Consider the following 14,782-nt stretch of genomic DNA (forward strand, 5'->3'; position numbering starts at 1 on the left):
TTGGATAGAAAACCCGGACGTCGCTACGCTCATCCGGGCTACGCCTCGCGCTCACAACGGCAAATTGTCGTGCTTCTTCGCGGGCGTTTCCACCTTCTTGTCCTTCAGCATCGACAGCGCCCGCGCGATCCGCTTCCGCGTCGAGTGCGGCATGATGACGTCGTCGATGTAGCCGCGCTCGGCCGCGATGAAGGGCGACAGGAAGCGGTCTTCGTATTCCTTGGTACGCGCGGCGATCTTGTCGGGGTCGCCGATGTCGGCGCGGAAGATGATTTCGACCGCGCCCTTGGCGCCCATCACCGCGATCTGGGCGGTCGGCCAGGCATAGTTCATGTCGGCACCGATCTCCTTGGAGGCCATGACGTCGAAGGCGCCGCCATAGGCCTTGCGGGTGATGATGGTGACCAGCGGCACGGTGCACTGCGAGTACGCGAACAAGAGCTTGGCGCCATGCTTGATCAGGCCGCCATATTCCTGCGCGGTGCCCGGCAGGAAGCCCGGCACGTCGACGAAGGTGACGATCGGGATATTGAAGGCATCGCAGAAACGAACGAAGCGCGCCGCCTTTCGCGAGGCGTCCGAGTCGAGCACGCCGGCCAGCACCATCGGCTGGTTTGCGACGAAGCCGACGGTGCGGCCCGCGATGCGGCCGAAGCCGGTGACGATGTTCTTGGCAAAGGCATCCGCGATCTCGAAGAAGTCGCCCTCGTCCACGACCTTCAGGATCAGCTCCTTCATGTCGTAGGGCTTGTTCGGATTGTCGGGGATCAGCGTGTCGAGCGACATGTCGACCCGGCCGATGTCGTCGAAACTCGGCCATTCCGGCACGCCGTCCGTGTTGTTGGATGGCAGGAAGTCGATCAGGCGCCGCATCTGCAACAGCGTCTCGACGTCGTTCTCGAAGGCGCCGTCGGCGATCGAGGAGCGCGTGGCATGCACCGAGGCGCCGCCGAGCTCTTCCGCCGTGACGACCTCATTGGTGACGGTCTTCACCACGTCCGGGCCGGTGACAAACATGTAGCTGGTGTTCTTCACCATGAAGATGAAGTCGGTCATCGCCGGCGAATAGACGTCGCCGCCGGCGCAGGGGCCCATGATGACGGAGATCTGCGGGATCACGCCGGAGGCAAGCACGTTGCGACGGAACACGTAGGAATAGCCGGCGAGCGCCGCGACGCCCTCCTGGATGCGGGCGCCACCGGCGTCATAAAGGCCGATGATGGGCGCCCGCGCCTTCATCGCCATGTCCTGGAGCTTTGTGATCTTCAGCGCGTGCGTTTCCGACAGCGATCCGCCGAACACGGTGAAGTCCTTGGCGAAGACAAACGTCTTGCGGCCGTTGACGGTGCCCCAGCCGGTGACGACGCCGTCGCCGGGCACCTTGTTCTTCTCCATGCCGAACTCGGTGGAGCGGTGCTCGACGAACATGTCGAATTCCTCGAACGATCCCTTGTCGAGCAAGAGCTCGATGCGCTCGCGCGCGGTCAGCTTGCCGCGGGCGTGCTGCGCCTCGATGCGCTTCTCGCCGCCGCCGAGCTTTGCGCCGGCGCGACGGTCTTCAAGGGCGTCCAGGATATTCTTCATTTGCTCCCGCCAGTTCTTAGCCTAAATGCGATTGCCGGGGGTTCTAACACGGCATTTTGCGGGCCGGGAAGCGGCTTTCGGTCCCGCAGGGCTGCCTTGCCGCAGCGGGAAAGCGCAAGGAATTTCAAAGTTTTGCCTGGGAGACGAGCATGACCGAAGGAGCGGCCGAGACCGGCGCCGCGACGGGCGGCGTCAACATCCTGCTGCGGCTGGAGGGCCTGACCCTGTTTGTGGGGATGGTGATGCTCTACTGGGCCTGGGACGGCTCATGGCTGGTGTTCGCACTGCTGTTCTTCGTCCCCGATCTCAGCTTCCTGGCATACCTGTCGGACGCCAAACTCGGCGCGATGGTCTACAACGCCGCCCACAGCTACATGGCGCCAGTCGCGCTGCTGACGCTCGGCTTCGGCCTCGCCTCGCCGCTCACCCTGTCCATCGCCTTGATCTGGCTCGCCCATATCGGCATCGACCGGGCGCTGGGCTATGGCCTGAAATATTCGGCCGGGTTCGGCTTCACCCATCTCGGCCGGATCGGCCGGCAGAAGGATACCTGACGCAGTTGCAAATCTGGCCCTGCCCGGTTGACCGGGCGCGGCGATTCAGGCTTGCTCCAGGCTTGCGATCAGGCGCCGAATGTTGCGTGAGCTCAGTCGGTACGGCGGCGGTCATCATTTCCGGCTGCAAGCATCACCTCATGTCCGCGACGGTCGTTCCACTGCCGCCGAACCCATCGTCCGAAACCACCGACTTCCTGCGCCGCATGGCCAGCATGGTGTCGGGGCGGAACGGCGAGATGCTGTTGCGCGCGGCCGCGCTGATCGAGTCGCTGACGCAACGGGCGATGTCGGCGGAACGCCTCTATCACCGGGAGCACGAAGAGAACACGCGCAACCGCGAGCTGCGCGAGGCCGGTGAGATGGCGTCCGACGCCGTGGTCAAGCAAATTGACGCGCTGCGCAGCCAGCTTGCCGAGGTCACCGCGGCCGCGGCGGCCGAGCGCGCAACATTCGATGCCGAGCGCGGCAACCTGCTCGGCCTGATGCAGCAGGCCGAGAGCCATATCGGCCAGCTCACAAGCGAGCTGGAGACGCTGCACGCCTCGGTCGACAGCTTCAACGAGACCGCAATCTCCGTGCCGATCGAGGTGCTGCGGCTGGCGCGCACCCAGTTCGATTTCCTCTCCGCCGGCTTTGCCCGCAAGGGCGACGTCATCTCGCAGGCGATGAGCGAGATTGGCGGTTTTGCGATCGACCAGGCGCTGACGGTGAAGAAGGCCGATCCCGCCTGAGGCGAACCGCCGGCTTGCGTCAATTTGACAGCGCGCAGGCCTGTTGTTCTACTCACTGAAAATCACGGGGGAGGATCCGATGCCGACGGCATTCCGCGTCGCCATGGCGCTCTGCATTTCAACGCTGTTCGTCGGCATGGGCGCCAACGCACAATCGCTTCCCAGGGAAGTCGCCACCCGCGCCGAGATCTACCCGATCCCCTCGCTCACCCTCTCCGACCAGCAGTTCCTCAGCGGTGATGCCGCGGCCGGAAAGCCGGTGACGGTCGCCGGCGAACTGCGCGTCGCGCAAGGCAGCGGAAAGCTCCCCGTCGTGGTGCTGATGCACGGCTCGAGCGGCGTCGGCGCCACGACCGAGGCCTGGGTGCACGCGTTCAACGCCATGGGCATCTCGACTTTCGTGATCGACGGCTTTACCGGCCGCGGGCTGACGGTGGTGGGGCCGAACCAGGCCCTGCTCGGCAGGCTCAACCTCGTCATCGACATCTACCGCTCGCTGGAGATCCTCGCAAAACATCCCCGCGTCGATCCTGATCGCATCGTGCTGATGGGCTTCTCACGCGGCGGACAGGCGACGCTCTATGCGAGCCTCAACCGCTTCTACAAGCTCTGGAACAAGTCCGGCATCCAGTTCGCCGCCTACATTCCCTTCTATCCCGACTGCTCCACGACCTATCAGAACGACACGGACATCGCCGCGCGCCCGATCCGCATTTTCCACGGCACGCCCGACGACTACAATCCCGTCAAGAGCTGCAAGGCTTTCGTCGAGCGACTCAAGACGGCCGGCCGCGACGTGGTGCTGACCGAATACCCGGACAGCGCGCACGGCTTCGACAGTGGGCTGCTCGGCGTCGGTACCGTCGCCGTGTCCGCGGGTGCGCAGACGGTGCGCAACTGCCAGATCCGCGAAGGCGACGGCGGCGTGCTGATGAACGCCGATACGAAAGCGCCGTTCACCTACCAGGACGCTTGCGTCGAGCTCAATCCGCATGTCGGCGGCAATCCAGCCACTGCCGCCGAGTCGCGCAAGGCCGTGGAGGAGTTTTTGCAGGCGCTGTTCAAGCTGGGGTAGCGCTGGGAAGCAGCTCGGCCTTGGGAGCCGGCGTCGGCGCCACATACTCCGTCATTTCGAGCGAAGCGAAGCAATCCAGAATCTCGACGCGGAGGCAATCTGGATTGCGTCGTCGCAAGGGCTCCTCGCAATGACGGAGACTACGGCTCGCCCGGCTTGAACGGCTCCTGCTTGCCCGGCGGCACGGTCTCCTCCGCCATTGCCAGCAGCATCGCGACCATCACGTAATTGCCGGCGACTGCGGTGAGGTCGACAATCTGCTGGTCGTTGAAGACCTTCTTCGCGCGCGCATAGGTTTCGTCGCCGATCTTCTTCGTCGTGGTGAGCTCGGTGACGAAGTCGTACACGACGGCCTCGTCCTCGGCCATGTTCGCAGGCCGCTTATTCGCTTTGAGCTCCGCGATGATCTCGGGCGACAGACCCGCCTTCGCCGCGAGCGGCGCATGGGCGTACCACTCCACCTGGGAACGCCATTGCCGCCCGATGATCAGGATCGCGAACTCGTTGAGTTTTGTCGGGACCGAGGTCTCCCAGCGCAGATAGTGGAACAGGTCGAACAGGCGCTGGCCGAGCACCGGGCTGCGGATCATCGGATTGTAGGGACCGCCGATGCCGACGCTCGAGACCTTCATGATCTGCTCGCCGAGCGGTTTCTGCTTGGCGTCGAGCTGGTCCATGGTGAGCTGCGGAAAGCGCGGCTCCTTGCTGGTGGCGGGCGCTGCAAACATCGTGGCGGCGAGCCAGCCGCCCGCCGCGGCGAGTGTGAGCGACGACAGCCAGAGTGGCGTTGAGTTCATGGAGTCCTCCCGGTTTTTCTTGACCGGGGGATGCTAGTCGAGCAACACCAGCGTGATAGCGCTAGATCGCGCCGATCTCGGCAAGGCAGGCTTGCGTCAGGGGCATGCGCTCGCCGACCAGACGCGGCTCCTTGCAGTCCATATTGAGCGCGAACACGGTGTGCGCTTCGCCCTTCTCGGCCCAGCCCACCATCCAGCCCAGCGACGGCTCGCCGCGCTCGGCGCCAAGCAGCCCGGACTTGGCGCGAATGACGCTATCGCCGACCTTGGTCACCGGCAGGATGTCAGCGACAAGATCCTGACTGCGCTTCGAAATCGGCAGCGCGCGGCGGCGCAGCCTGTCGACGAAATCGACCTGCTCGACCGGATCGATGCGCAAGGCGCCGGTGAGCCAGAACTGGTCGATGCCGCCGCCGATGTCGCGATTGCCGTAGTCGAACAGATCGACATACTTCTGCATGCGCTCTTGTCCGATCCGGCGTGCGATCTCCTGATAGACCGGCACCGCGCTGACGAGAATCGCGCTGCGCAGCGTGTGGTCCTTGTTCCAGGCCTCGATCGGACGCTTCACGCCATCCCAAGGAAATACGTCCTTGTCGGGGTCAGTGACGACGCCAGTTTCGAGCGCGATCAGCGAGTTCGGAATCTTGAAGGTCGAAGCCGGCAGCTTCGCCTCGCCCGAACGCTCCTTGTCGCTGGCGACGACCAGATAGTCCTCGACCTTGTAGCCGACAAACGTCCCGGCCGTGCCGAGGTCGGTGAAGCGCTTTGCGAGGCTGTCACGGATCTCGTTGCGCGGCGGCGCGACATGGGCGAATGCACGCGCTGGCAAAGCGGCAGCTGCGGCGAGAAGGCCGAGGGTGGAACGGCGGGTGAGCACTGGCGATGTCCGTTACGCGATAAAGTTGGCCGCGACCATGCAGCCGCTATCGTGGTGAAACGATGACAGCTACCGCCTGCCCGACAGCCGCAGCACGAACACCAGCACTTCGGCGACGGCCTTGTAGAGGTCGGGCGGGATCTCCTCGCCGAGCTCGACCTTGGAGAGCGCGCCGGCCAGGATCTCGTTCTCCTCGATCGGGATGTCGTTGGCCTTGGCGATCTCGACGATTTTTTCGCCGATGGTGCCCTTGCCCTTGGCGACGACGACCGGCGCGTTGCTGCCCTTCTCGTAATGGAGCGCAATCGCAAGCTTCGACGGATCGCTCATGTGGCGCGATCCAGGAAGTGGCCGGCGCGGGCCGGAGTGGGCTGCGGCGGGGTGCCATCGCGGACCAGGATGTCGCCGGGCTTGAGCTCGGCCCTGGTCAGTGCCTGGTTGAGCTCGCCGATTCCGGCGCGAAGCTGCTGTGCGGTCGTCGGCCGCTCCGCCCACATCCGCACGAAGGTCTTGTCGCCGTTGAGCGTAATCAAAGCGTGCACGGGTCCGGCCGGCTCGACATTGAGTGTGAAGCGCGCGCGCCAGGCGCGCTTGGCGGGATCGGCGGATTCATTGCCGCCGTCGCGCGAGATCTCGAACTGCGCCATTGCAGTGCCCTGCGGCGTTGCGAACGGAATCTCGAAATTCCACTGCAGCACAGTCGGATCGATCCTGTGACCGCTGGCGTCGGTGCGATCGGGGAGCGAAGCAACCTGGAGCAAGGTCTGGCGCGCGATCGCGGCATCGGTGTCGTCGAGCAGGCGATGCACGGTCGCGGCAAGCGGCGTATCCGGTGCGAGTGACGGCGAGGCAATGGATTGCGGCGACGGCAATGCGCCGCGAACCGGCGGGGGCGTTGCGCGCGCGGCGGCTTCAAAAACATGTCCGTCGGGCACGGCCTTGTTCGAGCCCGGCAAGTTACCCGTCATGCGCGGCAGATCTTGCGTGATCTCTTGCAGGAGGCTCGCGACAAGGCCTGCGGTCATGGTCCGCGGCATCGCGGCCTGCGGCGCGCCGCCAGCGGCGTCCGCCAACACAGAGGCTGCGAGATTGGCGCTACGCGGCGGTTGGGCGATCCCGGGTTCGGTTGACGGCGTTGCGGCCTGTGCAGCCTGCGTCTGCGCGGCAGCGACCCGCGGTGTCGCCACGGTGCCAGCTGGAAGGGCGGCACCTTGCGCCTGTGGCGCGGTGGCATCGAGCGTCGTCAGCGTCTGCCGCAGCACCAGCAGCGCAGCTTTCAAATCCGGCATCGTGCCGGAGGACGGAGTCGCGCCTGCGGCGAGCGAGGCTTCGAGGAGCAGCCCGGACTTCTGGAAAGCGGACTCGATGTCGCCGCCTTCCAGTCCGGTGTTGAGCGGCGTCTGCTGCGCCAGCACGCCCAGCATCGCCTGCTTCAGCCCCGCCGGAAGATCGCTGCCGGTGACGACCGCGGCCAGATTGGCGAACAGCGGCGCCTGGCTGCCCTGCTTCGTCACGGCCTCGGCCGCGGCTTCTGTGACGGCGACCTGCTCGGTCGGTGTGAGGGCATTGCGGGGGGCGCCCACTGACGGCACTAGCGGCGGGCTGTCCACCAGGGAGGCCGCAGCCGGCGTCAACGTGACCTGATCGGCGGCCGCCTCGCCTGCGCCGCCCATGACGGCGAGCCGGATGGTGCCGCCGTTCTGCGACACCGCAAGCTGGAGATTTTGGCCTGGTGTCAGCGCCACCTCTGACATCACATCCATCGAGAGGTTGGCGATCGCGATCCGCACCAGATTATCGGCGAGCACGCTGACCACTCGGGCGTCGACCACGCTGCCGGCCTGCAGCACAAGATCGGGCGTCGCCGCGTCAGCAACAGGGCTGGCGGCACTGACGGGAAGAATCGAGCTTATCGGCGTCGGCATCGTGGGGCCCAGGGAACGCTGGCCCCCACCCTAAGGCCGCCCTCGTAAACCTCTCGTTAAGGACCTTTGGCCGCAGGCGGCTTCACAGCGGCCAAAACCGCCACGGCAGCCTCGAAATCCCGCAGTCGGGCGGCGCGGCGGCCGGCCGCTTCTTCGTCCACGCCCCATTTCTCGGCGTTCCAGTCCTCATCGACATAGGCTGCCGCCCAAACCTGGTCGGCGTCGCGCACGCCATGGGCAAGCGCCAGCGCCAGCAGCGCCGAGCCGGTCAGGGTGGTGATCACGTGGAGGGCGGCGACCGACCAGGCGTCCCCTGGCAAGGCCCCACGCGCGGCCTGGAGCGCCTCATCCGGCTGCGTCACATGCATGACGCCTTCGGACAGGATGAAGTGCGCCCCCAGCGTCTCCGCGGCCCAGAACAGCACGGGATCCCAATGCGCGGCTTCGCGGGCGACGAGCCCCTCCGGATGACCGGCGCGATAGAACAGCAGATCGGACTGGAGATACTTTGCGAGATCGTCGCTGACGAGATCAACGCGGTCGACGACGCCCTCGACCACGCTGTTGGCGATCCGCGTCAGCGGCATGGTCATGGGCTTGATCGTCTCGTCCTGATCCGCCCATTCCGCAGCCACTGCGTCGGCCAGCGCGCGCGAAGGGATGACCACCTGGCGGCCGGACGGCGTGCGGATCGCCTTGCCGTCGAGCATGATGGCAAAACCGCCCTCAGCCTCGGCCACCCCGACCTCCTTGTAGAAGCGCTTGCGCAACGGCACGCGCGCGGCCTGGCGGACCAATTCCTGCGGATCAAGCGGGGATCGCCCCGCAGCTTCATCAAACAATTCGCGCATCTCGTTCCGGTCCCTGCCCTTCCGCTGCCGCCCTTTCAACTACTCTTCAGGCGCATTCTCGATCGGATCAAATCTGCTTGCATCGAGCCCGAGCAGGTTCCACGACTGCTGCATGTGCTGCGGCAGCGGCGCGGTGGCATCGATGAAGCCGCCGCGCGGATGCGGAATGACGATACGGCGCGCGAGCAGATGCAGCCGGTTTTGCAGGCCGCCCGGCAATTGCCAGTTCTCGATGTTGAAATATTTGGGATCGCCGACGATGGGGTGGCCGATATGTTCCATGTGGGCGCGCAGCTGGTGGGTGCGCCCGGTCACCGGCTTCAGCGACACCCAGGTCAGCTTGTTGCCGGCGGTCTCGACCACCGCATAGTAGGTCACCGCGTGGCTTGCGCCCTCGTCGCCATGCTGGGCGATGCGCATGATGGTGTCGTCCTCGCTCTCCTCCTTGGCGAGAAATGTCGAGATGCGGCCCTGCTTCGGCTTCGGCAGGCCCGGCACCAGCGCCCAATAGGTTTTTCGCGCCGACCGCGAACGGAATGCGCCGGTGAGATGCGAGGCGGCAAAGCGGGTCTTGGCGACCAGGAGACAGCCCGACGTCTCCCTGTCGATGCGGTGCACGAGGCGCGGCTTCTGGCCCTTGGAATCGCGCATCACCTCCAGCATCTGGTCGATGTGTCGCGTCATGCCCGAGCCGCCCTGCACGGCCAGTCCGGCCGGCTTGTTCAGCACGAGAACGTCGTCATCCTCGTAAATCGTCATCTCCTTCAGCGCGGCAAGCGTCTTTTGCGCCGCCTCCGACTCGGGGTTGGGTGCCTTCGGCGTGTCGAGCTTCAGCGGCGGAATGCGGACGCTCTGGCCCTCCTCCAGCCGGTCCTTGCTGTCGACGCGCTTGCCGTCGACGCGCAGCTCGCCTTTGCGAACGACGCGCTGGATGTGGGAGAACGACAGGCCGGGAAAGTGCGCTTCAAGGAAGCGATCGACGCGCATGTTGTTCTCGTCGGCCGTCACCTTGACGGTCTGCACCTTGGTCGGCAGCAATGCCTCGACGGGGGGCTTTGCCGGCGCAGCCTTTTCCGGTTCGGCTTTGGGCGCGCGCCGCTCGACCCGCTCACTCGCGAAGCGCGGCGGCTTCGTGCCCGGCTTGCCGCCCGGCCGAGGCCCAGCCGCCTTCGCGCTGCGCGCCTTGAACGGGCGCGCCTCCTTGCGCTCATCGCGCTCGCGAGGTTTTGGGTTCATTCTCTTGATGCGGCGGCTCATGTGGCTTTTCCAAACGTTCGTGTCGACTGCACCGTCGCGCGGCGCGGCAGCGACGCAACCTGCGCCCCCACCTCTTTTTCCGCGAGGCGCAGCTCATATTGCTGCTGCAGGTTCATCCAGAACTGCGGGCTGGTGTCGAACCAGTGACCAAGACGCAACGCCGTATCGGCCGTGATGCCGCGCTGTCCATTGATGATGCCGGTGATCCGGTTCACGGGTACATCGACCTGACGCGCGAGTTCTGCGGCGGAGATGCCGAGTTGTCGCAGTTCTTCGGCAAGATGTTCACCGGGATGTATGGGCGTGCGGGGCATGGCGATTTCTTGGCCGGACTAGCGTGAATTACGCGTTACGTAAACCGTAAATCGAACCCTACAGCAAGCCCGAAAGGGTTAGGCCCCACCCCGCTCCTTCCGCAACTTCGCCCAATAATCCAGCCGCTTCCTGATCTCCCGCTCGAACCCGCGGTCGGGCGGGTCGTAGAAGGTCTGGCGACCCAGCGCTTCCGGGAAATAATCCTGTCCGGAGAAGGCGTCGGGGGCGTCATGGTCGTATTCGTAAGATGCGCCGTAGCCTTCCGATTTCATCAGCTTGGTCGGCGAATTGAGGATATGTTTCGGCGGCAGCAGCGAGCCGGCCTGCTTGGCGACCTGCATCGCCTTGCCGAAGGCGGTGTAGACGGCATTCGATTTCGGCGCGGTGGCGAGATAGACCACGGCTTGCGCGATCGCGAGCTCGCCCTCGGGATGACCGAGGAAGTCGAAGGTGTCCTTGGCTGCGTTGGCGATGACCAGCGCCTGCGGATCGGCAAGCCCGATATCCTCGACCGCCATGCGCACGACACGACGGGCCAGAAACAGCGGGTCCTCGCCGGCATCGAGCATGCGCGCGAGATAATACAGCGCGGCATCGGGATCGGAGCCTCGCACCGACTTATGCAGCGCCGAGATCAAATTGTAATGGCCGTCGGCCGACTTGTCGTAGATGGGCGCGCGACGCTGCAATATTTCCTGCAACTGCGCGGCGTCGAAAATCTCGTCCTTGCGCGCGGCGCGCCAGACTTCCTCGACGAGCGTCAGCGACGCGCGGCCGTCGCCATCGGCCATGCGCACCAGCACGGCGCGCGCTTCCTCGTCGAGCGGCAGCTTGCGGCCCTCGACCTCCTCGGCATGCGCAAACAGCTTTTCGATCGCGGCCGCGTCGAGCGAGCGAAACACCAGCACGCGCGCCCGGGACAGAAGCGCCGCGTTGAGTTCGAAGGACGGATTTTCGGTGGTGGCGCCGACCATCACCACCGTGCCGTCTTCCATGACGGGCAGAAACGAATCCTGCTGGGCCCGGTTGAAGCGATGCACCTCGTCGACGAACAGCAGCGTGCCCTTGCCCATCTCGCGGCGTGCACGCGCCGCCTCAAAGGCCTTCTTCAAATCGGCGACGCCGGAGAACACCGCGGAGATCTGCTCGAAATGCAGATCGGTGGCGTCCGCGAGCAGCCGCGCCACCGTGGTCTTGCCGGTGCCGGGTGGGCCCCAGAACACCAGCGAGCCCAGCGTGCGCGTCTCCAGCATGCGCGTCAGCGCGCCGTCTGGACCCAGGATGTGATCCTGGCCGACGACCTCCGAGAGCGCGCGCGGCCGCAGCCGATCCGGCAGCGGATGCGGAGCCTCGTGATCGAGCCCCGCCGCGGCGAAGAGAGTTGGCGTCTCCTGTGGTCGCTTCGGACTCATCCGCCCAGCGTGACGTTGATCTGCTGGCCGCCACGCACCAGCGTGATGCGCCAGATGCGCTGGCGCTCGGCCGCCGCCTTTTCGAGATCGCTGGTCTTGCTGATCTTCTGGTTGTTGACCGCCAGGATGACGTCGCCCTTCTGGAAGCCGACATTCGCGGCCGCGCTGTCGCCGCCGAGATCGGTGACGACGACGCCTTCGGTATCGGCGTCCAGATGCAGCTCGTCGGCAAGCGCCGGGGTGATGGTCGAGACCTTCGCGCCCTGGAGAGGCGAGCGCGCGGTGATGACGAGCTCGTTGCGGCCGGCATCGGGCGCGGCGTCCAGCGCCACCGTCAGCTTGACCGGCTTGCCGCCGCGCTGCACGTCGATCTGCGCCGTGCCGCCGAGCGGCCGTGTGGCGAAGCGATAGTCGAAAGCGTTGGGATCATCCACGGTCTGGCCGTCGATCGAGACGATCAGGTCGGAGGATTTCAGCCCGGCCTTGGCCGCCGGCCCGTTCGGGACGACGCTTGCGACCAGCGCACCGGTCGGCGAACGCAGGCCGAGACTCTCGGCGATCTCCGGCGTCACCGCCTGCAATTTCGCCCCTAACCAGGGCCGCTTGACCGCCTTGCCGCCACCCTTGGCGGAGGCGACGACGACGCGCACCATGTTGGCGGGGATCGCGAAGCCGATGCCCTGCGAGCCGCCGGAGCGCGAATAGATCGCGGTGTTGATGCCCGCGAGCCTGCCGTTCATGTCGACCAACGCGCCGCCGGAATTGCCAGGATTGATCGCCGCGTCGGTCTGGATGAAGAACTGGTAGTCGGTGATACCGACCTGCGTGCGCGCCAAGGCCGAGATGATGCCGTGAGTCACGGTCTGGCCGACGCCGAAGGGATTGCCGATCGCCATCACGACGTCGCCTACCAGCAGTTCGTCCGAATTGGTGAATTCGAGAGCCGGAAACTTCTCCTTGGTGTCCTTCAAACGCAGCACGGCCAGATCGCTGCGAGAGTCCTTCAGCACGATCTCGGCCTCGAACTCACGCTTGTCCGACAGCGACACCTTGACCTGGTCGGCGCCTTCGATGACGTGGACGTTGGTGACAACGAGCCCCGACGCATCGACGATCACGCCCGAACCGAGCGAGCGCTGCACCTGCTCCTGCTGCTGGCCGGGCACGCCGAAGAAGCGGCGGAATATGGGGTCGTCGAGCAGCGGGTTGCGGTTCTGCACCACCTTGGCGGCATAGACGTTGACAACCGCCGGCTGCACCCGCTGCACGATCGGCGCATAGGACAGCCGCAGTTCGGCGGGCGAGGACGGCACACGGCGGTCCTGCGCGGCGGCCGGATTGAAGTTGGCCGAAAAGGCTATGCACAGTGCCGTGACGACGGCGGTCCAGGTCGATCGAAACATTCCTACCTCTTGGAAAAGACGCCGGAATATAGGCGCGTTCGCCCCCCATTAGAAGGGCGCCCGGCGGCATATTCAGGGGCCTTTTTGGTGTGGCCGGCCTGCAAGCTCTGCGTGCGAAATCGCAATTTGCCGGGGCTGCCGATTGGCACGATGTGCGTCATCTTGCATGGTGGCGCAAGGCGGATTCGGTTGCGGCGAATTTACACCAGTGGGAACCGCGCAACCGGCCGCAGCGTCGCGGGGTAGTCATCGATCACACCTAGGCTCTCCGCCAGCGACTTGGGGAAGTTCGTCAAACGATGGAGTCATGACGTGAGCAGGACAAGAATTGCAGCCACGGCGATGGGTCTCGCCGCCGCACTGGCAGCCTCGCAGGCCCAGGCCCAATCGGCGAGCAGCAGCGACCAGGAGATCGCGCTCCTGAAGCAGCAGCTGAAGATGCTGGAGCAGAAGCTCGACAAGCTCCAGAGCCAGACCGCCGCGAATACTGCGGCCACAGCGAAGGCCAAGCTTGAGGCGAAGGCGGAGGCGAAAGCCGAAGCGCGTTCCGAAGCGAAGGCCGCCGTCGCCAACGCCAACGCGGCGATCCCGCTCAAGGGACCGGCGCCCGCATCCGGCGTCGTCGTGACAATGCCGAACAACCGACCGACCATCTGCACTGCCGATGGGGCTAACTGCGTCGGGATCACAAGCCGCGTGCATTGGGATGTCGGCGGCTATGACTATCGGCCCAACACGGCGGCAACCGTGCCGCAAAAGCTCGACAGCGGCGAGAACGTCCGCCGCGCGCGCATCGGTGTCGCCGGCAAGTTCTTCCACGACTGGAGTTTCGCGCTGGTCTACGACTTCGGCGGCTCCTCCGACGGGTTTGGCGGCGCAGCTCCGGGTTCGCTGCCCGGCGGCGGCGTCTCTGGCGTCGAGAACGCCTATCTCAGCTATACCGGCCTGAAACCGTTCGGCGGCAAGATGGCCATCGAAGGCGGCATCATGGACCTGCCCTACACTCTCGATGAGGCCACGAGCTCCAACGACATCATGTTCATGGAGCGCGCCTCGGCGGGGATCGTCGCCACGAGCATCGCCGCGGGCGACTTCCGTTCGGCGGTCGGCACGCGCTGGTACAACGACGAGTTCTGGGTCGGCGCCTATGTCACCGGCCCCGCCACCGGTGCGATCCACTCAGCGTCGAGCGTTGCGCCGAACGGCACCACGGAACAATACGGCGCGGTCGCGCGTGTCGCCGGCCAGGTCGTCAGCGGCAAAGACTACTCGGTCCATCTCGGGGGCAATGCCGAATGGCTGATCCAGCCGACGCGCAATCTGGTGACGGGTGCACAGACGGTGACGCTGACCGATCGTCCGGAACTGCGCATCGATCCCACGGCGCTGGCTACGACCGGCGCAATCGCCAATGCCTCCGGCGCGCAGGTCTACAGCGTCGAAGCGGCCGCCACCTATGGACCGCTGATCCTGCAAGGCGAGTATTTCTGGTACAACATCGATCGCAGCGCCAATACCGGCCTGCCGCCGCTGGGTGCGCCGAGCCTCAAATTCCAGGGCGGCTACGCGCAGGCCGGCTACGTGCTGACTGGCGAGGGTCGCAGCTATAATGCAGCGAACGCGGCCTATGGCGGCGTCAAGCCGGCGCACCCGTTCTCGCTCGAGGGCGGCGGCTGGGGCGCGTGGGAAGTCGCGGGACGCTTCTCCACGATCGACCTCAACGATCAGCTCGGGACCGCCACCGGCATCGCAGGCGGCCGGCAGACGGTCTACACGGCGGCGCTGAACTGGTATGTCAACGGCAACGTCCGTTTCATGCTGGACTATCTGCATGGCACGGTGTCGAGGCAGGCCTCGCCGGTCTCGACCGCCGATGTCGGCTCGAAGTTCGATGCGGTCGCCATGCGGACGCAGTTCGCGTTCTAGGTATCGCCTGTCGTCCCGGGGTACGCGAAAACGCGAACCCGGGACCCAGCATCTGCAACGCTATCTGAA

14 protein-coding genes are annotated in these 14,782 nt (G+C 65.6%); 4 read left to right on the plus strand and 10 right to left on the minus strand.

The window, feature by feature from the left end; translation table 11 throughout:
• Positions 1–51: 51 nt before the first annotated feature.
• Positions 52–1,584, minus strand: a complete 1,533-nt coding sequence (locus tag IVB47_RS17385) for an acyl-CoA carboxylase subunit beta (RefSeq protein ID WP_007603066.1) — start codon at positions 1,582–1,584, stop codon at positions 52–54.
• A gap of 149 nt (positions 1,585–1,733) precedes the next feature.
• On the opposite strand from IVB47_RS17385, the gene IVB47_RS17390 reads away from it, so the two are divergent.
• The 3 genes from IVB47_RS17390 to IVB47_RS17400 all read left to right on the plus strand — a co-directional run bounded on the left by IVB47_RS17390 (position 1,734) and on the right by IVB47_RS17400 (position 3,947).
• Entirely contained in the window at positions 1,734–2,138 is a 405-nt protein-coding gene (locus IVB47_RS17390) for a DUF4260 domain-containing protein (protein ID WP_027567473.1), read from the plus strand.
• Positions 2,139–2,278: 140 nt separating this feature from the next.
• Positions 2,279–2,872: a hypothetical protein gene (locus tag IVB47_RS17395; protein ID WP_027567474.1), complete on the plus strand. Its 594-nt coding sequence runs from the start codon at positions 2,279–2,281 to the stop codon at positions 2,870–2,872.
• 79 nt (positions 2,873–2,951) lie between these two features.
• Positions 2,952–3,947 (plus strand): dienelactone hydrolase family protein, encoded by a 996-nt coding sequence (locus IVB47_RS17400; protein WP_247462821.1) that lies wholly within the window; start codon positions 2,952–2,954, stop codon positions 3,945–3,947.
• A 140-nt stretch (positions 3,948–4,087) separates the two neighbouring features.
• Here IVB47_RS17400 and IVB47_RS17405 read toward each other — a convergent pair whose 3' ends face one another.
• From IVB47_RS17405 to IVB47_RS17445, 9 genes are all read right to left on the minus strand, one after another.
• Positions 4,088–4,744, minus strand: coding sequence for a carboxymuconolactone decarboxylase family protein (locus IVB47_RS17405; protein ID WP_247462823.1), 657 nt, complete (start codon positions 4,742–4,744; stop codon positions 4,088–4,090).
• Between the two features lie 61 nt (positions 4,745–4,805).
• Positions 4,806–5,624 carry a penicillin-binding transpeptidase domain-containing protein gene (locus IVB47_RS17410; RefSeq protein ID WP_027567477.1) on the minus strand — a complete coding sequence of 273 codons (819 nt, stop codon included), beginning with the start codon at positions 5,622–5,624 and terminating at the stop codon, positions 4,806–4,808.
• Positions 5,625–5,693: 69 nt separating this feature from the next.
• A complete protein-coding gene (locus IVB47_RS17415) occupies positions 5,694–5,954 on the minus strand; it encodes an EscU/YscU/HrcU family type III secretion system export apparatus switch protein (RefSeq protein WP_007603059.1) in 261 nt (86 codons plus the stop codon).
• Entirely contained in the window at positions 5,951–7,549 is a 1,599-nt protein-coding gene (locus IVB47_RS17420; protein WP_247462826.1) for a flagellar hook-length control protein FliK, read from the minus strand. Before IVB47_RS17420 ends, IVB47_RS17415 begins: the two co-directional genes overlap by 4 nt.
• A gap of 56 nt (positions 7,550–7,605) precedes the next feature.
• Positions 7,606–8,400, minus strand: a complete 795-nt coding sequence (locus IVB47_RS17425) for an ATP12 family protein (RefSeq protein WP_247437898.1) — start codon at positions 8,398–8,400, stop codon at positions 7,606–7,608.
• Between the two features lie 39 nt (positions 8,401–8,439).
• On the minus strand, positions 8,440–9,657 hold the full coding sequence (locus tag IVB47_RS17430; protein WP_247361901.1) for an RluA family pseudouridine synthase: 1,218 nt from the start codon (positions 9,655–9,657) through the stop codon (positions 8,440–8,442).
• Positions 9,654–9,971 (minus strand): HigA family addiction module antitoxin, encoded by a 318-nt coding sequence (locus IVB47_RS17435; protein ID WP_247361904.1) that lies wholly within the window; start codon positions 9,969–9,971, stop codon positions 9,654–9,656. Before IVB47_RS17435 ends, IVB47_RS17430 begins: the two co-directional genes overlap by 4 nt.
• Positions 9,972–10,049: 78 nt before the next feature.
• Positions 10,050–11,384, minus strand: a complete 1,335-nt coding sequence (locus IVB47_RS17440; RefSeq protein ID WP_027518575.1) for a replication-associated recombination protein A — start codon at positions 11,382–11,384, stop codon at positions 10,050–10,052.
• Positions 11,381–12,787 (minus strand): DegQ family serine endoprotease, encoded by a 1,407-nt coding sequence (locus IVB47_RS17445; RefSeq protein WP_027567482.1) that lies wholly within the window; start codon positions 12,785–12,787, stop codon positions 11,381–11,383. Before IVB47_RS17445 ends, IVB47_RS17440 begins: the two co-directional genes overlap by 4 nt.
• A gap of 312 nt (positions 12,788–13,099) precedes the next feature.
• Here IVB47_RS17445 and IVB47_RS17450 point away from each other — a divergent pair, with 312 nt between their 5' ends.
• Complete coding sequence (locus IVB47_RS17450; RefSeq protein WP_247361906.1) at positions 13,100–14,713, plus strand: OprO/OprP family phosphate-selective porin; 1,614 nt, start codon at positions 13,100–13,102, stop codon at positions 14,711–14,713.
• The last annotated feature ends 69 nt before the right edge of the window (positions 14,714–14,782 follow it).

Origin of the sequence: Bradyrhizobium sp. 62 (assembly GCF_023073035.1) — a bacterium.
Classification (GTDB): domain Bacteria; phylum Pseudomonadota; class Alphaproteobacteria; order Rhizobiales; family Xanthobacteraceae; genus Bradyrhizobium.

Bases quoted from the DNA above. Each gene is read 5' to 3' on its own strand.
- IVB47_RS17385 (WP_007603066.1), bottom strand. From the start codon at position 1,584: ATGAAGAATATCCTGGACGCCCTTGAAGACCGTCGCGCCGGCGCAAAG.
- IVB47_RS17390 (WP_027567473.1), top strand. From the start codon at position 1,734: ATGACCGAAGGAGCGGCCGAGACCGGCGCCGCGACGGGCGGCGTCAAC.
- IVB47_RS17395 (WP_027567474.1), top strand. From the start codon at position 2,279: ATGTCCGCGACGGTCGTTCCACTGCCGCCGAACCCATCGTCCGAAACC.
- IVB47_RS17400 (WP_247462821.1), top strand. From the start codon at position 2,952: ATGCCGACGGCATTCCGCGTCGCCATGGCGCTCTGCATTTCAACGCTG.
- IVB47_RS17405 (WP_247462823.1), bottom strand. From the start codon at position 4,744: ATGAACTCAACGCCACTCTGGCTGTCGTCGCTCACACTCGCCGCGGCG.
- IVB47_RS17415 (WP_007603059.1), bottom strand. From the start codon at position 5,954: ATGAGCGATCCGTCGAAGCTTGCGATTGCGCTCCATTACGAGAAGGGC.
- IVB47_RS17420 (WP_247462826.1), bottom strand. From the start codon at position 7,549: ATGCCGACGCCGATAAGCTCGATTCTTCCCGTCAGTGCCGCCAGCCCT.
- IVB47_RS17425 (WP_247437898.1), bottom strand. From the start codon at position 8,400: ATGCGCGAATTGTTTGATGAAGCTGCGGGGCGATCCCCGCTTGATCCG.
- IVB47_RS17430 (WP_247361901.1), bottom strand. From the start codon at position 9,657: ATGAGCCGCCGCATCAAGAGAATGAACCCAAAACCTCGCGAGCGCGAT.
- IVB47_RS17435 (WP_247361904.1), bottom strand. From the start codon at position 9,971: ATGCCCCGCACGCCCATACATCCCGGTGAACATCTTGCCGAAGAACTG.
- IVB47_RS17440 (WP_027518575.1), bottom strand. From the start codon at position 11,384: ATGAGTCCGAAGCGACCACAGGAGACGCCAACTCTCTTCGCCGCGGCG.
- IVB47_RS17445 (WP_027567482.1), bottom strand. From the start codon at position 12,787: ATGTTTCGATCGACCTGGACCGCCGTCGTCACGGCACTGTGCATAGCC.